Origin of the sequence: Bacillus oleivorans (assembly GCF_900207585.1) — a bacterium.
Classification (GTDB): domain Bacteria; phylum Bacillota; class Bacilli; order Bacillales; family JC228; genus Bacillus_BF; species Bacillus_BF oleivorans.
On the sequence record NZ_OAOP01000009.1, the window covers coordinates 50,257 to 72,931 of the forward strand.

A 22,675-nucleotide genomic window follows, 5' to 3' on the forward strand; every position below is an offset into this window, starting at 1 on the left:
CCCTTTTCCCCTATTTTGCTATGAGATTATCATTCTTTTACATAAAAAAATACTTTTTATAGTATTGGAGGGAAATTAGATGAATGCCTATTTACTCTCTCAGTTATCCGATCATTCCGTTATTTGGATAAGAGGAATGGAGGAGATAAACAATAGTGCAGTGGAAGATACAAATGGGATCATTTTCAATTTTCAAGTAAATGATCGATCTTTTTTGCCATATTACACGATTGGTCAGCTTCTTAAGCAAATGGGAACTATATATTCCGAAAAAACGGAAAAGATGGATGAGGTTGATTTTGCATTTGAACATTTAATGAATTCTTGGAAAAGGATGGATATGAGTTCAGACTCCGTTATCTACAGCATCATTCGCAGGATTAGCCGGGAATCCAGTGCTACTTCCAAATTAATTGATCAAGTGGCTGAAAAAATAGTCGAGATGGTTGATGAGATTTTTTTAAGCCAAGGAAAAAAGCTTATCATCGTTATAAATTCTTCAGAATGGATCGATCGACCATCCTTAAGAGTTTTACATAGAATTTTTAAACTTTTATCCCCTTCTAAATTTAAACTAATACTGGGATTCACTGGGGATGTCCCTTCCAAATTTGAATTGAATGATCCGTTTAATATGGTTGAAAGTATTTCTGTAGCGAGAACGAGAATATTTAAGAGATTGTTAGCAGAGCAGAAACCGCTGATTGTTGGAGATATAAAAAACCAAATTGATTTTTCTGATTATCATTTTTTAGGGACAGAAAATGGACTTATGTCTGATGCTGCGATTGCACTTATTACTCAAAACTACGAAAACGCTTTTTTAGCTTGCGATCGGGTTTTAATACCCGGGAAAATGAAAACAGAAGAAATATTCAGGATAATTGGTTTGGTGCATGCTAACTTAAGTTTATATGAGGCTGCTTATTCTGCATTCCAAGAAGCTTTAAAATACGAAGACCATGGTCCAAAAAGAGCTCATATAGAATGTTTGGCAGCATTATTGGCGGTTAAGCGATTTTATAATTTGGACATTGCCCGTACTCATTATGAGGAAGCATTAAAATTTGTAGATGAGTCAGATACAATCAATCGACTCGAAAAAGGCTGGATTCTTAATGGAATGAGTTTTATGGAAACTGTTGCTGCAAGTAAATTTGAAGGAGAAGAAAAAAATAACCTTTATGACAGTGTTCTGAAAAGAGAACTGGAAGCATTAGCTTTAATTAAAAATCAAAAAGATAGTGCATCTCTTTATTTAAAATATAATTTAATGTCTAACATAACTTTTTTATTAGAGATTCGCAGAGATTATAAGAGTGCTGTGGAATTCTGGAAATCCGCATTTACTAAATTAATAGGTGATGAAACAGGGTATCTTTATCGAACAGGAATGCTATCTTGGAAGGCTGGTCAAATTGAAGAAGGTGTTCATTACCTGAAAAAATCCTATCAGACCGCCTTGTCCCAGAAAGATAGACTTGATTCAGAAAGTATAGTATATGCATTAGGGTATGTAAATTTAGATATAGGCAACTATGGGGAAGCAGTTAAATTCTTCAGTGAGGGTTTAAAAATTTCTTTCATTCTTAGAGAATATACCCAAATTGAAGAGCATATGAAAGGTTATTTACGTGCAAGCGCGTTGGAAGGGAAATTGGATGAAAATATTACCACTTTAAAAGCTATTTGTGCTAATTTTTATGGAAATTTATCTGAAGATATTTCTGAATTTTTTAAAAACGAAACCCCTCTATTGAGGGAAATCATTTTTAAAAAGCCTTTGCGTCATCCAAAAACAAAACTCTCGTCATACCATCCTTCTGTTGACCTTGAAGCTGTGCCTGAAATAGACATGAACGAATATCTAATCAGAAACAGTAAGGAAAGCAGTACTGAAAAAATGAGGAAAATTTTGACTAGGAGTTGATAGGAAATGGGAAAACAGACTTTATTAGTTTGTGGAAGTATGAAACCTGGACCAGGCAAAGATAGTAAATCTGCTGCACGTGAGTTACTTAATATCGTAAAGAAAGCATTTGATGATTATAATTATGGTCAATATAAGGTTCTCGATTTACGCGATTTGAAATTACCCTTTTTTGACGGAAGAGATACGAAAGAATATCTAAATGAACATGTAGATGACTTATATCATTCAATGCTTGAAGCAGAACATATTATTATCTCTGCACCTTCCTATTGGAAATCAGTTGCAGGGGCTGTAATTAACGCGATCAATATTATTGGTGGTCCTTTGTATGATTTCCCTGAGAAAAAAGAATTATTGATTGGGAAGAAAGTATCTTTAATTGTCGTAGGGGCTGAATTTGCGGATGCTGTTCATGGGGCATCCCAATTGCGTAATTCTTTTACTTCCATGGGTGCTAACGTCCTTCGAAAGGAAATAATGGTAGGAAATTTACGAAACTTAAGCGTAAAAGAACAAAAAAATTTAGTTACTGATTTATATAACCTTGGAAAAAATATTGCTTTAAATTCAGGAGAGTATGTAGTATGAATAAAATGCCAATTACAATGCAACCAATTGATATTAAAGTCAGTCAAATAGTAGACAAGCTAGTACAGCATAATGTTCTCTATTCGGATACCCATTTTCAAAGCGAAAAATTTCATCAATTTAAGAAAGGGTTAGTCGGCAAGATACATGTACCGTCTACTACTATTTCACCTATCATGGAACGGATGTTATTTGCCATACCCTCAAGCAGCAACGTCCAAAATATAGTGATATTAGGAAGCTATTTCGGTTACGCTGTTTTCTGGCTAGCAGGTGGAATGAATCATTTCGAAAAAGGTAAAGTGGTTGGCTTTGATATAAATAAAGAAGCATGTGAAGGTGCTAAAAATAATTTAAAGAATATTGATCTTGATTGGGTTCAAATCAAAAGTGCTGATGCGTTTTCCGGGATTAAGGAATTTGAAGATTCCAGCATTGATTTAATTTTTATCGATGTTGAGAAAAATGGTTCGAAGTCTGATTATGCTCTTCTTTTGGATACTTGGTATAGCAAGCTGAAACCGGGAGCGTTAGTTTTGGCACATGACCCTGTCGTTGAAAAATTCTCCGAAGATTTTAAAAAATATAATGAACGTATTGAAGATAAGCACAGATTTTCTGTCTCCGTAACATTGCCGATTGATCAGTGTGGTTTATGTATTAGCAGAACTATTTATTAAATGTAGAGGAGCTTGCTTTCATTATGATAAATGTAAGTGACTTGTCTTTAATTAATCTATCACTTGGAGAAATAAAAGGCGGGCCAAGTGAAAAATTGAGAAAATTTACCTCCTCTAAAGTTTTGGAGGAGTGGCAGGGCTATACAAGCCCTTATGGAATTTATGAATTACGCAGGGCCATACTTGATCACTTTCAACCTCTATATCAAAATAAACTGCAATTAAGTCAAGTATTAGTAACGGCAGGAGCATCAATGGCTTTAACATCAGTGTATTATTTAATTTCTAATAAAAGATTACTTATCCCCAATATAGGTTTCCCTTTATATAGAAAAACAGCTGCTCAATTAGGTGTACAATTGACTGAATATCATATTGGTCCCGAAAAAAACTGGAATCTTACAATTCAGCAAATAGAAGAGGGATTTAAAAGCGGAATAAGAGCATTGATCTGGAATAATCCTAACAACCCCCTCGGATTTATAGCGCCTAGCTATGTGGTTGAGGAAATGTGTGAATTATGTAAAAGATATAAAGCCTTATGTATTACGGATGAGGTCTATCGAGAATTTAACGGCGCGGTTGCAGTAACTAGTCCGAGTGAAATTATCCCAAATCAAACTATTTTTATTTATAGCTTTTCCAAATCTTATGGGCTAGCCGGTATTAGAGTGGGTTGTGTAATAGCTCATCCACAAATTATTGAGGGATTAAGGGAGGTTCATTGGAATTCGGGGATGTCTGTCTCTTGGATTGGTCAAGAAATTGCTAAGTATGCAATTGAATCACTACCTGATTACCCACATGACCTGTCTCAAAAAGTAAAAAAGCGCTTAAATAATGCAGTAATTTTTTTTCGGGAGAAGGATATACCATTTTATTTCCCAGATGGCGGAATTTATATCTGTATAGATACAAAAGATTTAGGAATAGATTCTGCACATTTCACAACAATTGTTAGGGAAAAGGCAAATTTACAATTAATGCCCGGGATGGCCTTCGGCAAAGAAAGTGCATCGATTGTTCGGCTAAATGCAGGGGTTGAAGATGATATATTTCATGAAGCTTTACAAAGAGTTGAACATGTTTATGCAGACCAAAAAGGCTTAAAGGAGACTTATGAATGACCACTTTAATTATTGGAGGCGGGTTAATAGGAGCTCATGTAGCACGGGAAATCGTTAATCAAAGAAAAGGAAATTTTATAATACTAGCCCATCGAATTGATCTTAGTTATATGAATTCGATTACTTCGATTAAAGGTGATCAGACGATAGAAAGAGCAATTACGAATTATGAAGATTTATCAAACATAATTAACTACTATCATATTAAAAATATAGTAATAGCGGCCGGCTCCCTGCATCCTTCCTTTAAAAAACATTCAGGAGCAGCGATATTAAATGAAAGCCAATTAATGTTATCGATCCAGACTGCATTGTTTAGACATTTCATCGATAATTTGGTATATATCAGTTCACTTGGTGTTTATGGTATTAGTGAGGAAAGAACAGAAGAAAGCCTCCCAGCCCCATACTCCAGTTACGGCATAACAAAGTTATATAATGAGCAAATTGTAAAAACAATTGCTCAGTATACGAACTGTAGAGTACTAGTAATAAGAGCTTGTGGTACAGTTGGCCCCAATCCCAATTTAAGTGGTAATTGGATGAGTAGTGCATTAAATAAAGTGATTCGATCTAATGATCAACAGGTGGAGTTAGATGATGCTTTATATAGTCCAAATGAATTCTTAGATGTTAGAGATTTATCTAGTTTTATTGTAAATAACCTAGAAAAAGGAAAATGTCTTGATATTGTAAATCTCGGTCCCGGCAAAGTAACAGATGGAAGGGAACTTGTAATAGAATTAAAGAAAATTTTCCATAAGAATTATACATACAGAAATAGGAATGATATTTTCTCAAAGACTAGCGAGCCATTACCGATAAATAAAGCTATTAAAGATTATAATTTTTCTCCAAAATACAATCTTAAAAGAACTTTAAAGTATATAGGGGAGTACTATGGAAAAATATGTATTAGAGCGAACAGAAATTAATATTGAATCACTTCCTGCCTTACATACTGGAATCGTGAATATAAACTTCCTAATTGGTGCAGCCAATGATCAACTTCCCACGGGGTCTGCCCATTTTTTGGAGCATATTTTTTGTTCTGCCCATAATTTTCAGAAAGGGAAGTTAACAGCTCAAACGCAACGGGATGAAACCAATTACTATTTCTATATTCCAGAGGAAAACATAGATTCTATTTTTAAATTAAATTGGCAAATCTCAATTGATGGTAAAATATTAGAGCAAGAAAGAAATACGATAATCAATGAAATTGAACAATTCAATTTAAATCCTAGGAATAAGGCTTTGGAATACCTTCAATCTCTTGTTTTTAACGGTAAGGGATATGGAAAATCTATATTAGGCAGTGAAAGACAAATTTCCCAGATTGATAAAATTGAGTTAGAAAGAGGGATAGAGTATTATAGTATTCCTGTATCTATTAATATTATAGGTCCTTGGAAAAAAGATTATCTAATTGATTGTATTAATAATTCAAGCATTATTAGAAAATCATATTCAAATGATACTAGTCAAATTCATCCTTTAACAATTGGCAGAGGAGAGACTTCCCTCCCAATAGATATGAAAATTCCCTTTATAGGCGGAGGATGGTATTTAAACTTAAACAAAACTGTCCGACATCATGTTGATATAGTAAAGAACATATGGGATATTAGGATAAAAAAATTAAATCCTGAGATTATTTTTAACCTTAGGATTAATCTTTATGAACATGGCGGAATTTTAACAATAGATTCAATCTCTAACAAAGCGGATAAGGATAGTATTGAAAAAATCATTTCAAATCTGAAACCCTTAATAAGTTTAGAAGAATTTAATAAAGCTTTAGTTAAGATACTTGTACATGAGCATCGATTATCAGAAGATTTACAAACGAGAATAGCTTATCGGAACTCCTTAGATCATCAGCCTCTTTTAACACTAGAAGAGACTCAAGAAGTTCAAAAAGTTATTATGAATCATATTCTTACAAATCATGGCCTTTATCTATTACACAATCCGCAAAATAAGATAAGCTATTTTCCCTTACACTATTTAAACATGACAACCCTAAAAGAGAAAAATCTATTTAAAGTAACAGATAATACAAAAGAGAAACAAAAGATAAAAGAGAAGAATAATCCTTCTATATATATAGGAAGAAAAGGTAGTCTTTACTATACAGCTTGTTCTTCCCCGCTGACAAAAAGATATCACGTGCTATTTCGCATAGATTGTAAGGGAATTGGAAGGCTTTTATTACCAAATGAGCTTCCATCAGAGATTTCAATAAGAGGAACCTTAGAAAATGTTAGATATGAAGGTTGGCATACTCTTTACCATATTTCTTTTTTCGAGGAAAAAAGCATGAAGGAGTCAATTATAAATTCATTAGCCTTTAAGTGGGATCATGAAAGATACGATTCTAAGATTAATGAAGAAAAGTTTATGATAAATCTGGAAATTGAAATGAAAAGAAGGATTACTAAAGCCTTAAAAACTACACCCAAAAAAGATAAAGCGAATCTCATCGGTATAAGTATTGTTACTCCAGAAGATTCATTTATCGATGAAGGCTATTTTGAAAATTTCCCCATTAATGAAAATAAAGCTTTTCTGTTACCTGAAAGGAATATTATAGAAAAAAGGACTATAAAAGCCAGGTTCCATGGGGTTGCAATCATCTGTCATTTACCGAAACAATCTTTATCTTCATTAATTCTTCAAGAAGCTGCTTTTGGAACGAATACTGCTTTTCCAACCTTAGAAAGTTTAGTCCGGAAGAACGGCCTTTCCTATCGAATAGTGCAAAGTTTAATATCCGATAACAATAAATTATATATTTTTTGGGGAATTCAATGTGACCCTAGTCATACATTTTTATTCAAAGATACTGTGAGGGAATGGATTATTTATCTGGGGAAATATGCTGATGAAGTTGAAAAATGGTTTAAAGATATGTGGGTGTATTTTAATCCCAAAAAACATAGTTCAATTTTACAATTAAGCAGAGATATCGACAGGATGGGCCAGTACTCCCCGCCAGTTATGACTAATAATCTAGATTTTAAAGAATTTATAAATGAACTCATGTTAGAAAAATTAACTGAGATTTTTTTCACCAAATGAAAAAGTTACGAGGGGGAAGAACATGAATCGGAACATCAAATTGCTTTGGGCTGCTGATGCAACTTCTATATTTGGTACGGCCATATATACTTTAGCACTGACGTTGTTGTCTTTTGAATATACAGATTCCGTTTTTGGAGCGGGAGCCATCCTTTTCACTTCTATCATACCCTACTTTTTCATAGGTATTTTTGCAGGCGTTATTAGCGATCGTGTTGATCGGAAAAAACTTATGATTTTATCTGATATTTTGCGTGGGATTTTATCGATTTCCATACCAATCGCATATGATTTAAATATATTAACAATACAACAAATAGTCATTGTCAGCTTTTTAATTACAACGCTAAGAGCCTTTTTTCATCCGGCAAATCAAGCAAGTGTACCTCTGCTCGTAGATGACATGAAAGATCTTAACAAAGTAAATTCATATATAGGTTCCACTCAGAATTTAGGAATGATGCTGGGTCCAACACTTGGCGGGATTCTATTAATATTTAACTTTAATGTTTCACAGCTCTTATATATTGACAGTTTAACCTATTTCTTATCAGCTCTATTTATCTACTTTATAAAATTCCCTGAAACTAAAAATGACTCTGGGAGTCATAAAACATCGATTTTAACAGATGCTTGGAATGGCATTAAATTTATTAGTATTGAAAACAAACCCATAGCAATTATAATGATTGCTTTTGCAACTCAATTGTTAGTTGGGGTTGGTGTAACCCAACTGGGGATTCCCAAAATTTTAAGTGCTATAGATATTTCAAGTGACAGTATGTTTGGTTATGTATTATCCGTTATCGCCCTGGCATCTACGATTGCTTCATTTTGGTTGGCATCTAGGAAGGTCAAAAGGCCAGTAATCTGGATTTTTACGGGATATGGCATCAGAGGGATCGCTTTTTTTCTTTTAGGTATTGCAAGTGGGATAGAGAGCATTATTATAGCAGCGGTCATAATTGGATTTGGCAGTACAATTTCTGGCACAACAATGACTACATTATTACAAGTAATGACTCCAAATAATATGTTAGGAAAGGTGATGGCAGTAAGATCTAGTATAGGTAACATTGCGGATGCTTTTGCATTCTTAATCGTTGGAGGTATATTGTCAGCATCCTCGTTATTTGTAGCTTTTACGATCATAGCTATTTACGTTTTTGCTACCACCGGTTTACTTTCATATTTTTGGTACAGAAGTATAAATAAAAAATCATCGCCACAAGCTGTTTATGAATCGACTCATTTTTAATCTAATTTAAAGAAAAGAGGTTATATCGTGTTTAAAGTATTGTTGATATCTGGAAGTCCAGCTAAACCTGCACATACTACCGCCTTAGTTAAAGAGGTAGGGTCACAGCTGCAAAAAAAAGGTTGTCAAATTACTATATGGGATTTGCAGGAAAGACCTCTTCCTTTTGTTGATCCATATTATCATCATCATCCCGAAAGAAATCCAGATCCAGTAGTAAAAGAATTTGTACAACTTACCATAGAAGCTGATTCTTTTGTTCTTGGGTCACCAAACTATCATAATTCTTATTCTGGTATTTTAAAAAATGCATTGGATATATTAAATATGGATAACTTCAATGGTAAACCCGTGGGTCTTGTTGCAAATGGTGGGGGAATCAGGAGTACTCAACCTTTAGATCATTTGCGAATTGTAGTTCGGGGTTTGCTGGGATTAGCTATTCCCATGCAAATTGCAGCTTGTAAAAGTGATTTTACTTTACAAGGAGAAACCTATATGATTAATTCAAGTGATATAAATAACCGTATAGCTGCTTTTACTAACCAATTAATAAATTATATGGAGAAACTAAATAATAAATCATACATAAAATAATTAACTTAGAATAGAAGGAAAAGCACGGAATGTTAATTCGTGCTTTTTCTTCTATTCTTGGTTTAAGAAAAAACATTTTGATGTTTTTCGGAAATAAAGAAAGTGAATGCATAATAATAGCACTCACTTTCACAGATTCTCATATTTCCATCGTCATAAATACACTATTTGGATCCTCTTTATAATCCGCAAACGGTTCACAATATTGGAATCCGAAGCTTACATACAGCTTTCTTGCCGGTTCAAAAGCTTCCATGGATCCTGTTTCCAAACTTACCCGCTGATAGCCTCTACGTTTCGCTTCTTCTAAGATATGCTGAAGCATTTGCCTGGCAATCCCTTTTCTTAAATGGGCCGAAGCCGTCCGCATTGATTTGACCTCTCCATGGTAACGATCAAGCTCTTTCAATGCCCCGCATCCAACTAATTGATTTCCTTCCCATACGCTCCAAAATGTAATTTCTGGTCTTCTTAATTTCTCAAGATCTAGTGCATGGACACTTTCAGGCGGAGAAATCATCCTCATATTAGCGAGATGCTCATTTAACAATTCAGCGATTTCGGTTCCTGTTAAATCATCTACTTTAATTTGCATCATATATTCCCCCATAGAATAGTTTATGTGGTGAATGTTCACTCACCCCATCTTCTCGGACTCCAAATGGTTCCCTCCATTTCTCCTTCCATTTGGTCAATTCGCTTTCTCTGTTCTTCTATGATATCCTGTGCGGCTTTCATGAGAGTACGAACATTATAGTTACTGGTATTGTCATAAATACGCTGTAATTCTTGCAGAATCCATGCCTCTTTTTCCATTGATCATAGTACCTCCATTCATTACCGATGATACATTTGATCTAACACAACTTTTAGACCGTCAATATGCTCCCGGTTCTCTTCTATTAGTTCGATTGTATAGTTTAATGTATTAGCATCATTAGATTGTAAAGTGGTTTGAGCTTGTTTTAATTGTTCAATCAGCCATTTTTCTCTTGTCGGTAAGCTGTTGTTGTTTTCCATCGTAAGCATCTGCCAGTATTGAATTAAGGTATCCATTTTTTGATCTTCTTCCATATAAGCAAATTGGAAAATCGTAAATGGTCTGAGATAGATCATGCCAGTTTTATGAGCCATTGCTTGAAAAGGTCTAGTTAATTCACTGATCGTAAATTGCTCATCACCGCCTGCCTGGTAATCTCTTTCCTGAACACCAATCATTAAGACTAAGCCAAATTGTTTTCCGGTTAAAGCCTTTCCTCTTGTCCCATACGCAAATCCTTCTTCTAACACAACGTCCTGCCAATGTTTTAAAAGGGGTGGTGAGCTGTACCAGTAAAAAGGAAACTGGAAAAGAATCCGATCATGTTGTTTTAATAATTCTTGTTCACTGGGCACATCAATGTTCCAGTCAGGGTAAACACCTTCTAAATGATGTATCGTTACATCTTCACGGTTCTTTATAGAACTCAAAAAATACTGCTGACTGCCGGAATCTATGAGATTTGGATGGGATACAATCAATAAGGTTTTCAAGTTTGGACCTCCTTGTAATCCTAAAAAACATCCTGGTTAATAGTGACAGGATGTTTTTGCTTGTTCTCTTGATCAATTCAAGTCTATCACATTCATTTTTACCTTTACACTACCACAATAATCGTGATCGAAGGAAGTAATTGAACATGTTCGATACAATGATTAAACATGGAAAAACCGACTGTTAGCTTGCCAGCCGGTTATATTTTTATTTCAGAGAGTTAACTTTCAAACACTTTAATATATCTAGAATTGTTTGTAAGTGCATGCCTTCATGAAAGATCGTCCGAATTAAAACTTGTTCCATTGTGTGCATCCCCATTTCTGTAGGAGGATATTCTACCTCTAGTCGGTCTCCATACATTTCTTTTATATGAGTGGGCTGTTTTCTTAACAGTTCTTTTAACTCAGCGAATGTAGGTGTTTCTGACGTGAAGTTAGCTGGGGATGTACTGAATCCAAACCATGTATTATACTCTTTTGGCACATCAGTGTCTTTCGTTAAGGCGTGGATCCATAAATACTGATCAAGGTAAATATGCCCCATATTCCAGCGGATGTTATTATTAAATCCTTGTGGAACACCCTCGGCTTCCTCTTCCGTAATACTGCTTAAAACGTCTAAAATATGGCTTCGGTAGGTCTCCAGTTGTGTAAATAAAAGGTCGTGCCGTTTTTCCATATCCTTATTTCCCCCTTTTTATAACAAGGAATATATATTCTATATGAGAAATTTTTCCTCCTGCCAAAGGTACATATATTTATTTAACAAAATATAAAAAGCAGTCGACATCTTCATTTTTCCTATCAGCCTTTTCGCATAGTAAATTTCTGCACAAACTGCACTAAATGGCGGTCAGGGAGATGTTTGGGGTTTTTAATTTATAGTTCTATAACCCTAGGCTTATAGACATATAATAAAGTATAATTTTTATAGTGAAATATAAATTCTGAAAATTTTTAATTTTATTATAGAAGTAATGGACTTTAGGAGGAATAACATGAGTATGAAACGAAAAATAAGTTTGTTGTATGTCCGCTTGATTTCTATATTGTTTATTGTTCAGGCCAGCTTCGGTATTTTTCTAAAACTTTATAAAGGTGAAACAGACGATTTAGTTCATAATGGCCTTCATGGCTTAATAGGAATAATCGGGATTCTTTCTAGTTTTGGGGAAAGTAAATTTGTAAACTCTCGAAAATTTTTATTGGGTTTTAGTTTGTTTTATACTAGCCTAGGTTTAATCGGATGGTTCTGGCCGAATCCTTTTGGTTTGATTCCACTCGGAGTAGCTGATAATGTTTTTCATATTTTAGTAGGTTTGTTGTCTTTCGCAGTTTACTTAACACTGGGAGAAAGGAAAAACAGGGAGGAAAAATGAATGGTAACAAGGATTATATTATGGGTCTTATTATCTGGAATTGGTATATACTTCATATCCTTACCTGATACGGGCCCGCGCTTAATCACCTTTAGTAAGGCACATGGACCTGGGATGGTAGATAGTTTAGGGATCTTATTGGTTATCTTAGGTTGGCTGATTTTAGTGTTAGGAATATGGGGAAGCAGAAAAGAAATCCTTCAGTATAAAGATTCGAAAACATTTAGTGCAGTTTTAATCATAATCGGCTTGGCATATGGCATGATCTTTGCTTCAGTTTTTTCAGATTTTACTCTCTGGTGGGCAGTTGGGATTGTTATTCTTCTGTTGGTGCATCTATGGTGTATATCTATAATTCTGAGAAGGGTGAAATAGTAGGGAAAAAGTAAGCAACAGTCCTTGTATAAAAAGGGCTTATCCATTGCAGGATAAACCCTTTTCGTGTTCATAAAATTTACTCAACAGGTGAAAGTTCACTTTCAGTTACCCATTTATGGTTTTTCACTTCTTCTCCGCCAGTAGCAGGTGTGTAATCGACCATATATACCGCCATTTGCTCGGCAGAATCAATGACGGCTGTAGCCCCTTCCATTCCCTCCATATGGCTAGCTTTAAGAACTACTTCATCTCCAGGTTTAAATGGTTCCTCGCCAGCATCTTGAAGCTCTTCATGAATGACCCATTTATGATTTTCAACTCTTTCACCGCCAGTAGTAGGAGTGTAAGAGACAGCATAGACGGTTGTATCATAGACACCAACAATTGTTGCAGTGGCACCCCTCATACCTTCCATATGATCAGTCTCGAGAATTGCCTGGCTTCCCACCTCATAGGCTGGATTTTCGGCTTCTTGTAAACCTTCAGGAACTTCTCCCGAGCTGGAATGGTTCATATCGCCATGGTCACCATGATTAGTTCCTTCACTTTCCTCCGAGTTTTCCATATCCCCTTGGTCCATACTTTCATCATCGGTGTTCGCACAAGCTCCAAGGAATAAGAGCAGAGCAATCATAAATGATAGTCTGGCTACGTTTTTTAACATATAGATTACCTCCTTTGTCGTTTGAAAATAGCATATAAAGAAAATGTGCAGAAAATATGGAGAAACTTGAAAAGGACTAAAATATAGCTGCAATAATCTGTTTACCCATTTACTGTTTTTTTATCCTTTATGGGGGTAAATTGAATTTTACTTTAAAATTTTAAATTAAATAAGCGTTATAAATCTGTAATAATAAGGTATAACGCTTTTTTGAATTTTTAAAACTCTAGAATCTGATATAACTCAGGGAGTTCCTTGATTTCATAGGTGGGAATCATATCAGTATGGTTCGGCTTTCTCATTGGATTAAACCAGCACGTATCCAGACCGGCTAAATATCCGCCTTTTATATCCGAACTTAAGGAATCACCAATGATTAAACCCTGTTCTGCAGAAAAATCAGGAATTCGTGCAAATACATAATCAAAAAACTGCTTCATAGGCTTTTGATAGCCGGTATCCTCTGAAACAAAATTATCTTTAAATAATGGATGCAGTCCTGAATTTTTAAGACGTTTATATTGAGTTTGGGAAACTCCATTCGTTACAACGAATAAATCATAGTGATCTTGTAGTTTTGAGATTAACTCGAGTGCCCCGTCTATCAGCTGATGGCCCTCTTCTAAGTATCGGCGATAGTTTGTTTCTATCAAAGCCCCATCTATCTCTATACCGTGCTCTTTAAATAAAAGGGAAAAGCGGGTATTCACGACTTCATCCCGATCTATTTTTCCATCTTCATAGGCTTTCCAAAGTGATTGGTTTATTTTTTGATAATCTACTTTGATTTCAGGAGTTAACTGTAAATTTTGATCCTTGAAAAGGGATTGTAAGGCTGTGTTTTCCGCGGCGTTAAAATCAAGTAAAGTATCGTCTAAATCAAAAAATAAAGTTTGGTATTTTTTCATGGGGCACCTCTCCGTTCTCTATTTTCTTCTAGTATAGCAAACTTTAAATAACATCAACTTTTTCATATTGAGCTTTGAAATATTAGAGGATTTTCTTTTATTCTATTCAAATATACTTGTATAGTTTATTATCAGATGGACTTAAAGAATACATGGGAAACGGGGTAAAAAAATGGCTCAAAATGCTTCACAAACGATTCCTCACTATTATGACTTATATCGATATTGTTCAATGTTAACAGGAACAAGGTGGGATGGTGAGGATTTGCTGCAAGAAACGATTATTAAAGTACTAAATCGGTTTTCGAATCTGGAACAGGCCAACATTTCAAAAGCGTATCTCTTTCGTATCGCTACTAATACCTGGATTGATTATTGTCGTAAAAATAAAATCAATGTTGAATTATTTGATGAGGGTCTTCATTCTCTTGAAGATAAAACATCATTACATATAAGAGAATCAATCGAAAGCTTGGTTCACCATTTACCTCCGAAAAGTGCAGCGATTATTCTGCTCGTTGATGTATTCCAATTTACAGCGAAAGAGACAGCTGACATGCTTGGTGATATGAATGAAGGGGCTGTTAAGACAGCGGTGCGGAGGGCAAGGCTGAAGTTGGCAAATGTAGAACGGGATGTAAAACATCAAGTTAACCAAAAAGCTAATGAAATCAATATTCACAGGCTAATTTGTGAATTTTCTGATGCGATTCGGACTCAAGAGCCCTTTGCCATTGTGGAGGCATATAAAGCACTTCAATCGATTGGTGTGCAAGTGGAGCGTAAGAAAGCAGCAAATCGCATATTTTTTACCTTTACAGACCCTGAAGGAAATATATTAATGGTTTCAAATTAAAAAGTTGATTTTTATGTTTCTTTTTTGCGTATTTTGACGTTTATATTGTGACTGACTATTTAGAAAGGAGAATTCTATGGGGGCAAAAATTAAAAACAAGATTTGGTGTAACTTTATTCATTTTTATGATTTGGAGAAGGAGGAAATTTAATGATAAAAATTGGAGCTGTGTTTATACCTGTTATTGATGTTGAAAAATCAATAGAGTGGTATAAAGATAAACTAGAGTTGGAACACGTAGGAACATGGCCAGAAAACACGGGAGCTGATTTTTATTTTAAAACCGAGAGGCAATATTTGACCCTAGTTAAGGTGGAAAAGAAACAGCCGATGGAATTTACTGCTAACCCTAAATATCAAAACCCTTATTTTAATTTTACAACTAATGATTTAGAAGCTTATCATAAAAAGTTGCAAAACAAGGGTGTAGACGTTACAAAAATAGAAGATCACGGTCCAATCGCAGGGTTCGATTTTTATGATCTTGATGGGAATAAGTTTGGAGTAATAGTGGATAAAGATGATTACGAAAAACGCTGAATTTGGCTTAGCCATTTTCAGCATTTTTTTATTAATATGAAGTCTAAATTTAATCGAAATGAAATATATTGATTATAAATGATTGAAAATGAAAGAAATTGATTGATTTATGAAAACGCTTAAGTTATTATTGTGTCAAAGAAAAGTTCCGCATCAATAAATTAATAATATTTAGAGGTAAACAAAAGAGTGAATGAAATTGACTGTTTTGTAAGCAGTTAATTAATCTTAGGAGGAAATACGATGCTAACGGAAGAAAGACATCGGATTATTCTAGAGCTGCTAGAGGCAAAAAAAATAGTAAGAATCCAGGAATTAGTTGAAGTTCTGTCTTCTTCAGAGTCAACGATTCGGCGTGATTTAAGTCAATTGGAGAGAAAGAAAAAGTTAAAACGTGTACATGGAGGCGCTTCTTTATTAAATCAGAAGAAAGAAGAGCTAAGTATTGATGAAAAGTTAACGAAAAATCTGGAAGAGAAAGACCAGATTGCAAAGTATGCAGCTACGTTGATAAAAGATGGGGATTGTATCTATTTGGATGCAGGCACTACAATCAATCAAATGATCCATTACATTTCTGCTCAGGACCTAACGGTCGTAACGAATGGATTAACTCATTTGGAGCAGCTGTTAGCTAAGAATATTAATACCTATCTGGTTGGCGGATGTATAAAGCAAAAAACAAGAGCACTTATTGGCCATGGTGCAATTGATAGTTTAAGTAAATATAGATTTGATAAAACTTTCTTAGGAGTTAATGGGATCCATATTGATTACGGCTATACTACGCCTGATCCGGAAGAGGCAGCTGTAAAAGCGATGGCCATTAACTTGGGTCAAAATGTATTTGTTCTTGCGGATCAAACCAAATTTCACGAAGTTACTTTTTCGAAAGTGGCAGATTTAGAAGAGGCAACCATTATAACAAATGAGACAGACCCTGAAACTATTGAAGAGTTTCGGAAAAAAACAAACATCGAGGTAGTTACAGAATGATTTATACATGTACGTTAAATCCATCTATCGATTATAAAATCGAAGCCAATGAATTACACATAGGGATGTTAAACCGCCCGGAGAAGACAGCCTTTTATCCGGGAGGGAAAGGAATCAATGTTTCATTAGTTTTAAAGAACTTAGATATCCAAAATATAGCGCTGGGATTTGTTGGCGGTTTTACAGGAGATTTTTTAAAAGACTGCCTAAAAAAGAAGGGAGTACTTTTCGATTTTATCGAGCACAATGAACCAACAAGAATTAATGTCAAAATAAAAACTAATTTAGAAGAAACAGAGATTAATGGGAATGGGGCTTATATTTCCAAAGAAGCAGAAGATGAATTTTTATTAAAGATGAATAGCTTGACCAAACATGATTATTTGATCATTTCGGGCAGTATCCCTTCTTCAGTTTCTAACAATATCTATGAAGAGATAGCAAAAATCTGCATGAAAAAAGAAGTACCTTTTATTGTAGATATTTCCGATTCTTCTTTACTGGATCTTTTAAAATATCGGCCGTTTTTAATCAAGCCAAACCAATATGAACTGGGTGAATTGCTTGGAATAGAAATCAATTCTAAAGAGGAAGTGATAAAGGCTGGAAAAGAATTAGTGGAAAGCGGTGCAGAAAATGTCATCGTTTCAATGGGAGGAAATGGAGCTATTTTTATCAATCATGAAATGCGGGCCTATGCAAAAGTACCCAAAGGTGATGTTAGAAGCTCTGTTGGTGCAGGTGATTCTACTGTTGCAGGTTTCCTTGCTTCTTATTTGAATAATAGGGACGTTATGGAAGCATTTCGTTATGGGGTTGCGTCTGGAACTGCTACAGCCTTTTCAATGGATTTATGTAAAAAAGATGAAGTTGAAAACATATTCCCGCAAGTAGAGATTGAAATATTACAATAAGGGGGCAAAAGGATGAAGATTACTGAATTGTTAAAGAAAGATACGATTCTTTTAGATTTAAAGTCTAGTACAAAACTGGCCGTTATTGACGAATTAGCTGATGTCCTTGATTCAGCTGGGAGATTAGCAGATAAAGAGAAATTTAAAGAGGAAATCTTGGCGAGAGAAGCTCAAAGCACAACAGGCATTGGTGAGGGGATCGCAATCCCACATGCAAAAACCAGTGCTGTTAAAGTGCCTTCGATCGCATTTGGAAGATCGAAGGCGGGAGTGGACTATGAAGCTCTAGATAATCAGCCAAGCCACTTGTTTTTTATGATTGCTGCCAGTGAAGGCGCAAACAGTGATCATTTAGAGACGCTGGCCAGGTTATCTTCAATGCTTATGGATCTATCGTTTAGACAGCAGTTGCTGGATGCAAAAACGGCCGAGGATGTCCTCACAGCGATAGACGAAAAAGAAAAGGAAAGGTTAGCTGAAGAGAGCGGGGATTTTGAAGGGATGAATGGCAGGAAAATTCTTGCCGTAACGGCTTGCCCAACAGGAATTGCTCATACGTATATGGCGGCTGATGCATTAAAGGCAAAGGCTAATGAATTAGGAATCGAAATAAAGGTCGAGACGCGTGGTTCAGGCGGTGCAAAAAATGTCTTAACAGCTGGCGAAATAAAGGATGCGGATGCCATTATTGTTGCAGCTGATACAAAGGTAGATATGGATCGCTTTAAAGGGAAAAAGGTTATCCAGGCGGGAGTGGCTGATGGAATCCGCAGACCTCAGGAATTAATTGAGAAAGCGCTTAGTGAAAATGCTCCGATTTATAAAGGCGGAGATGGCAAGTCACAAGATGAACCAGCTGGAGAAACTTCAACTAATCAAAATGCATTTTATAAGCACCTGATGAATGGGGTATCACACATGCTTCCATTCGTTGTAGGCGGAGGTATTTTAATCGCTATCGGATTTATTTTTGGTATTACTTCTCATGTGCCAGGTGATGAAAATTATAACCGGTTCGCTGAGGCATTAAATACGATTGGCGGCGGTAACGCATTTGGGCTCATGATTCCGGTTCTCGCAGGGTTTATTGCGATGAGTATAGCGGACCGGCCGGGGTTAGCTCCAGGTATGGTCGGCGGTTTCATGGCAGCGCAAGGCGGATCTGGGTTTTTAGGTGGTTTGATTGCAGGTTTTCTAGCGGGATATGTCGTGATTCTCCTTAAAAAAGCATTGCAAGGCTTACCGCAATCATTAGAAGGTATTAAGACCATTTTGCTTTACCCAGTCTTGGCTATATTTATTTCCGGTATGGTGATGTTTTTTGTAGTGGATAAGCCGGTAGCAGCATTTAACACGGCACTAGGCGAATGGCTGGCAGGTATGGGAACAACCAATGCAGTCATACTAGGATTGATTCTTGGTGGTATGATGGCGATTGATATGGGCGGTCCGATTAACAAAGCTGCCTATACATTCGGTATCGCAATGATTGCAGATGGGGTTTTAACACCACATGCGGCGATTATGGCCGGAGGAATGGTTCCGCCGCTAGGAATTGCATTAGCAACAACATTCTTCCGCAGAAAATTCACAAAGCAAGAACGGGAAGCAGGAAAAACGAATTATATTATGGGTGCATCGTTTATCACGGAGGGAGCGATTCCTTTTGCGGCAGCTGACCCAGGTCGTGTGATTCCTTCAATTGTTATAGGTTCAGCAGTAGCAGGTGCCCTATCTATGCTTTTCGAAATTGGATTACCAGCCCCTCACGGCGGCATATTTGTTATACCTCTCATAGAAGGGAACCCATTCTTATACGTGCTCGCAATCTTAATAGGAGCAGTCATTACGGCTATCCTGTTAGGGGTTTTAAAAAAGGAAGTTAAATAGATTATTAGTAGAGACACAACTTTAGATAGAGCTGTGTCTTTACTTTTGTTTCGGGGTTATATTTTGTCGGATTTACGGACCTGTATTTTTGGTGGAACTCGGCAAATATTCTGTTTTTAAGGTGAATGGCAGAGGATCTATCGGTTAAAATATAGTTCCATCGGTCAAAATCGTTTTTTACGATTCAAAATCCTGTTCTATGGGTCAAAATCAGGTGTCTATCGGTCAAATAATCGATTCTATCGGTCAAATCTGATATTCTATCAGTCAAAGTAGATTTCTACGGGTTAAAATCCTGTTTTATAAGTATAAACTAGGTTCTATGAGTCAAAAACCTGCCCTATCAGTCAAAATCGGTCTCTACAGCTAAAATCCTAATTATAATACCATCTAAATAAAGATTAATTTTGATATAATAGCGTAACTAAAAGGTGAGGAGAGTTTTGTTTTGCGTTCAATTCGAAAATTGTATCAGTTTTTTGTAGATATACCCAATGAAACAGGGTCAACTTTAAATGATCGTTATGAGGTTTTAAGAGTTCTAGGAACAGGCAGCTACGGCATTGTTTATCTTTGTAAAGATTTAAAGACCTTAGAGAATAAAATCATTAAACAGCTTAGGCCAAGTAAACGAAATAAAAGAAGGGAATTAGCACTGTTTGAGAATGAAATTAAGGTTCTGCGCTCCCTAAACCATTTACATGTGCCCAGTGTTTACGAAACTTTTTCGAGTAATGGGAACTACTTTTATGTAATGAGTTTTATAGAAGGGGACAATCTCGAAGATCTGATTTTTGAAAAGAAGAAAACCTTTAAAGAAAAAGAGTCTCTGCTTATTCTTACTGAGCTGCTGGAAATCGTAAATGAACTGCATTTCAATAGCATTTACCATCAAGATCTCCGAATTCCCAATATTATTATGCAAAACAATCATCCATATTTAATCGATTTTGGTTTATCTAAGCAAGTATTGAATGAGTCGAATCAACAAAAAATGCAAGAGCTCAAGCAGCAGGACTACTATGATCTTGGGGAAATACTTTTATTTATGCTTTATACGACGTACTCCTCCGAAAAGAAAAAAGCCCTTCCTTGGACGGAAGAACTTTCATTAGAAAAAGAAACGGTTTTTCTACTAAAAAGGCTATTAGGGATTAAAGATCCATACTTAAATAGTTGTGAAATATTAGCCGACCTTCAGGATGCACTTAAAGCCATGTAAACGAACATTAACTGCTGCTTCTGCCTTTTCTTTTATAGCGGTCGCTTCCGCTCATTGGGTATCGTTTATACCCTCGATGACTGCTGCTTCCTCGATGATAATGACCATGTCTTCTTTCGCTGCTGTCACGAGACAGTTGTTTAAGCTGTTTCAATATTTTTTTAAACATGTGTACCCTCATTTCATCTGGATTTTTTTAAGTCTAACACAGATTGAGATCAAACCATAATGATATGTATATTGAATGAACCCATATTTTTATTTTTAAAATACAAAAAATGATTGACAGATGTTAAATTTTGGTGGTACTATTTTCTCTTGTTCTATGAAAAGGGAGGGGAGAAGTTGATCCGTTTAGAAGGAATTAGCAAGACATATAAGGTCGCCAAGCGGACTTCCGGACTGCTTCAGGCAGCCAAATCGCTTATTTACAGGGAACACACCATTATTCCCGCACTTAATGATATTTCATTTTCAATCGAACCGGGCGAAGTTGTAGGTTACATTGGTCCAAATGGAGCGGGGAAATCGACAACCATTAAGATTATGAGCGGAATCCTGATGCCGGATTCGGGAAGTTGTACGATTATGGGCTATACTCCATGGAAGGATCGGGTCCAGTATGTAAGGAGTATTGGAGTTGTTTTTGGGCAACGGTCGCAGTTATGGTGGGATGTTCCAGTTATCGATTCGTATGAGTTGCTGCGTGAAATTTATAAGGTGCCAGAGGGAGAGTATAAATATAATTTAGACTTGCTGGTTGAAACGCTAGAACTGGAGGGATTTATCCATTCTCCTGTCAGACAGCTCAGCTTAGGACAGCGAATGCGATGCGAGATTGCTGCATCTCTGCTGCACAGTCCTAAGATTTTATTTTTAGATGAACCGACAATCGGACTCGATGCCGTTTCAAAAATAGCGGTTCGTGAGTTTATTAAAAAAATAAATAAGGAAAAAGAGGTAACGGTAATCCTGACGACTCATGATATGAGTGATATTGAAGCCCTAGCTGACCGGGTGATTTTAATAGGAAAAGGAACGTTATTATATGATGGCAGTTTAGAAACATTACGTAAACGCTTCGGTAAGAATAAGACCATTACGGTAGACTATCAGGAAAATCAGAAGCCCTTTGAAATTCAAGGTGCGACTCTACTCTCTTGGTCACCACATCGCGCAGTCTTAAGTGTGGATACAAGCATCCATCCTACCTCAGATATAATGGCCCAATTGTCGCAAAAGCTTGCTATCATGGATGTGGCTATTGAAACAAGACCGATTGAGGAAATGATTGTAGAGCTTTATAAGGAGTATCAAATATGAATATTTACTACTCTGTCTTAAAGCTTCGTCTCCTGATTGGGTTACAGTATCGGGCAGCAGCCCTTGCTGGAGTGGCGACCCAATTTTTCTGGGGTTTTATGTATATTATGATTTTTGAGGCGTTTTATGAAAATGCGTTTGTGTCTCCGCCGATGTCCTTGAAAGAAATTATCACCTATATCTGGCTGCAGCAATCATTGCTTGCCTTTATTGCATTATGGTTTCGGGATCAAGAGTTATTTCAGCTGATTACGAGCGGAAATATTGCCTATGAGCTATGCCGCCCGTCTGATTTATATGCATTCTGGTACGCCAAGCTTTTAGCGCAGCGTTTATCGAGTGCTTTCCTTCGCTGTTTTCCCATTTTAATTGTCGCCTTTTTACTGCCAAAGCCATACAACATGACCCTTCCTCCCAGTCTGACAACCGGTCTATTATTTATATTATCTGTCACATTTGGGCTGCTTCTAATTGTCGCCATTTCTATGATTATTTACATATCTGTTTTCATCACGATGTCTCCAGTTGGTTCATTGTTAGTGTTAGGCGTTGCCGGGGAATTTTTTGCAGGTTTAATTATCCCGCTCCCGCTCATGCCCGACTGGCTTCAAAATATTGCCTATGCGCTGCCTTTTCACTTTACGGCTGATTTTCCTTTCCGCGTCTATTCGGGACATATTCCCCAAGGTAAAGCTATCCAGGGAATAATGTTTCAGGTGATCTGGCTTGTGGTTCTGCTCATCTTTGGCAGGGTGTGGATGCAAAAAGTACTAAAACGGGTTGTCGTACAAGGAGGATAGCA

The 22,675-nt window shown here is 36.1% G+C and carries 25 protein-coding genes; 18 read left to right on the forward strand and 7 right to left on the reverse strand.

Annotation, left to right across the window (positions count from 1 at the left end):
• Positions 1-79: 79 nt before the first annotated feature.
• From CRO56_RS17390 to CRO56_RS17425, 8 genes are read left to right on the forward strand one after another with little or no spacing between them, the layout of a single operon-like run.
• The gene (locus CRO56_RS17390) at positions 80-1,930 is read left to right on the forward strand and encodes a tetratricopeptide repeat protein (RefSeq protein WP_097159900.1); all 1,851 of its coding nucleotides are present in this window, start codon (positions 80-82) and stop codon (positions 1,928-1,930) included.
• A gap of 6 nt (positions 1,931-1,936) precedes the next feature.
• Positions 1,937-2,521, forward strand: coding sequence for an NAD(P)H-dependent oxidoreductase (locus tag CRO56_RS17395; protein WP_097159901.1), 585 nt, complete (start codon positions 1,937-1,939; stop codon positions 2,519-2,521).
• Positions 2,518-3,201 (forward strand): O-methyltransferase, encoded by a 684-nt coding sequence (locus CRO56_RS17400; RefSeq protein ID WP_097159902.1) that lies wholly within the window; start codon positions 2,518-2,520, stop codon positions 3,199-3,201. Before CRO56_RS17395 ends, CRO56_RS17400 begins: the two co-directional genes overlap by 4 nt.
• 23 nt (positions 3,202-3,224) lie before the next feature.
• Positions 3,225-4,328, forward strand: coding sequence for a pyridoxal phosphate-dependent aminotransferase (locus CRO56_RS17405; protein ID WP_097159903.1), 1,104 nt, complete (start codon positions 3,225-3,227; stop codon positions 4,326-4,328).
• Entirely contained in the window at positions 4,325-5,263 is a 939-nt protein-coding gene (locus CRO56_RS17410; protein WP_097159904.1) for an NAD-dependent epimerase/dehydratase family protein, read from the forward strand. The genes CRO56_RS17405 and CRO56_RS17410 overlap by 4 nt, the downstream gene beginning before the upstream one ends.
• Entirely contained in the window at positions 5,229-7,412 is a 2,184-nt protein-coding gene (locus CRO56_RS17415; protein WP_097159905.1) for an insulinase family protein, read from the forward strand. Before CRO56_RS17410 ends, CRO56_RS17415 begins: the two co-directional genes overlap by 35 nt.
• 22 nt (positions 7,413-7,434) lie before the next feature.
• Positions 7,435-8,670: an MFS transporter gene (locus CRO56_RS17420; protein ID WP_097159906.1), complete on the forward strand. Its 1,236-nt coding sequence runs from the start codon at positions 7,435-7,437 to the stop codon at positions 8,668-8,670.
• Positions 8,671-8,697: 27 nt separating this feature from the next.
• Complete coding sequence (locus CRO56_RS17425; protein WP_097159907.1) at positions 8,698-9,267, forward strand: NADPH-dependent FMN reductase; 570 nt, start codon at positions 8,698-8,700, stop codon at positions 9,265-9,267.
• A gap of 139 nt (positions 9,268-9,406) precedes the next feature.
• On the opposite strand, the gene CRO56_RS17430 is transcribed toward CRO56_RS17425, so the two are convergent.
• The 4 genes from CRO56_RS17430 to CRO56_RS17445 all read right to left on the reverse strand — a co-directional run bounded on the left by CRO56_RS17430 (position 9,407) and on the right by CRO56_RS17445 (position 11,482).
• A complete protein-coding gene (locus CRO56_RS17430; RefSeq protein WP_097159908.1) occupies positions 9,407-9,862 on the reverse strand; it encodes a GNAT family N-acetyltransferase in 456 nt (151 codons plus the stop codon).
• Positions 9,863-9,900: 38 nt separating this feature from the next.
• Positions 9,901-10,083, reverse strand: a complete 183-nt coding sequence (locus CRO56_RS17435) for a hypothetical protein (protein WP_097159909.1) — start codon at positions 10,081-10,083, stop codon at positions 9,901-9,903.
• Between the two features lie 21 nt (positions 10,084-10,104).
• A complete protein-coding gene (locus CRO56_RS17440) occupies positions 10,105-10,800 on the reverse strand; it encodes an NAD(P)H-dependent oxidoreductase (RefSeq protein WP_097159910.1) in 696 nt (231 codons plus the stop codon).
• Between the two features lie 208 nt (positions 10,801-11,008).
• Complete coding sequence (locus tag CRO56_RS17445) at positions 11,009-11,482, reverse strand: DinB family protein (protein WP_097159911.1); 474 nt, start codon at positions 11,480-11,482, stop codon at positions 11,009-11,011.
• A gap of 319 nt (positions 11,483-11,801) precedes the next feature.
• Between CRO56_RS17445 and CRO56_RS17450 the strand changes: the two genes are divergently transcribed.
• Both CRO56_RS17450 and CRO56_RS17455 read left to right on the forward strand, forming a co-directional pair.
• Positions 11,802-12,182, forward strand: coding sequence for a DUF4383 domain-containing protein (locus tag CRO56_RS17450; RefSeq protein ID WP_179714332.1), 381 nt, complete (start codon positions 11,802-11,804; stop codon positions 12,180-12,182).
• Positions 12,183-12,557 (forward strand): hypothetical protein, encoded by a 375-nt coding sequence (locus tag CRO56_RS17455; RefSeq protein WP_097159913.1) that lies wholly within the window; start codon positions 12,183-12,185, stop codon positions 12,555-12,557.
• A 79-nt stretch (positions 12,558-12,636) separates the two neighbouring features.
• On the opposite strand, the gene CRO56_RS17460 is transcribed toward CRO56_RS17455, so the two are convergent.
• Together CRO56_RS17460 and CRO56_RS17465 are read right to left on the reverse strand one after the other, a co-directional pair.
• Positions 12,637-13,224, reverse strand: coding sequence for a YdhK family protein (locus tag CRO56_RS17460; protein ID WP_097159914.1), 588 nt, complete (start codon positions 13,222-13,224; stop codon positions 12,637-12,639).
• A 218-nt stretch (positions 13,225-13,442) separates the two neighbouring features.
• Positions 13,443-14,132: a YjjG family noncanonical pyrimidine nucleotidase gene (locus CRO56_RS17465; protein WP_097159915.1), complete on the reverse strand. Its 690-nt coding sequence runs from the start codon at positions 14,130-14,132 to the stop codon at positions 13,443-13,445.
• A 172-nt stretch (positions 14,133-14,304) separates the two neighbouring features.
• On the opposite strand from CRO56_RS17465, the gene CRO56_RS17470 reads away from it, so the two are divergent.
• The 6 genes from CRO56_RS17470 (at position 14,305) to CRO56_RS17495 (ending at position 20,550) form a co-directional block, all read left to right on the forward strand.
• A complete protein-coding gene (locus CRO56_RS17470; protein WP_097159916.1) occupies positions 14,305-14,988 on the forward strand; it encodes an RNA polymerase sigma factor in 684 nt (227 codons plus the stop codon).
• Positions 14,989-15,138: 150 nt separating this feature from the next.
• Positions 15,139-15,528 (forward strand): VOC family protein, encoded by a 390-nt coding sequence (locus CRO56_RS17475; RefSeq protein WP_097159917.1) that lies wholly within the window; start codon positions 15,139-15,141, stop codon positions 15,526-15,528.
• Positions 15,529-15,771: 243 nt separating this feature from the next.
• The gene (locus CRO56_RS17480) at positions 15,772-16,524 is read left to right on the forward strand and encodes a DeoR/GlpR family DNA-binding transcription regulator (protein ID WP_097159918.1); all 753 of its coding nucleotides are present in this window, start codon (positions 15,772-15,774) and stop codon (positions 16,522-16,524) included.
• Positions 16,521-17,438 carry a 1-phosphofructokinase gene (gene pfkB / locus CRO56_RS17485; protein WP_097159919.1) on the forward strand — a complete coding sequence of 306 codons (918 nt, stop codon included), beginning with the start codon at positions 16,521-16,523 and terminating at the stop codon, positions 17,436-17,438. The genes CRO56_RS17480 and pfkB overlap by 4 nt, the downstream gene beginning before the upstream one ends.
• A gap of 12 nt (positions 17,439-17,450) precedes the next feature.
• Positions 17,451-19,328 (forward strand): PTS fructose transporter subunit IIABC, encoded by a 1,878-nt coding sequence (locus tag CRO56_RS17490; protein WP_097159920.1) that lies wholly within the window; start codon positions 17,451-17,453, stop codon positions 19,326-19,328.
• 448 nt (positions 19,329-19,776) lie between these two features.
• The gene (locus tag CRO56_RS17495) at positions 19,777-20,550 is read left to right on the forward strand and encodes a serine/threonine protein kinase (RefSeq protein WP_245855959.1); all 774 of its coding nucleotides are present in this window, start codon (positions 19,777-19,779) and stop codon (positions 20,548-20,550) included.
• A gap of 7 nt (positions 20,551-20,557) precedes the next feature.
• On the opposite strand, the gene CRO56_RS22980 is transcribed toward CRO56_RS17495, so the two are convergent.
• Positions 20,558-20,719: a hypothetical protein gene (locus tag CRO56_RS22980; RefSeq protein WP_179714333.1), complete on the reverse strand. Its 162-nt coding sequence runs from the start codon at positions 20,717-20,719 to the stop codon at positions 20,558-20,560.
• 176 nt (positions 20,720-20,895) lie between these two features.
• Here CRO56_RS22980 and CRO56_RS17500 point away from each other — a divergent pair, with 176 nt between their 5' ends.
• Both CRO56_RS17500 and CRO56_RS17505 read left to right on the forward strand, forming a co-directional pair.
• Positions 20,896-21,873: an ABC transporter ATP-binding protein gene (locus CRO56_RS17500; protein ID WP_097159921.1), complete on the forward strand. Its 978-nt coding sequence runs from the start codon at positions 20,896-20,898 to the stop codon at positions 21,871-21,873.
• Positions 21,870-22,673, forward strand: coding sequence for an ABC transporter permease (locus tag CRO56_RS17505; protein WP_097159922.1), 804 nt, complete (start codon positions 21,870-21,872; stop codon positions 22,671-22,673). The genes CRO56_RS17500 and CRO56_RS17505 overlap by 4 nt, the downstream gene beginning before the upstream one ends.
• Positions 22,674-22,675: the final 2 nt, after the last annotated feature.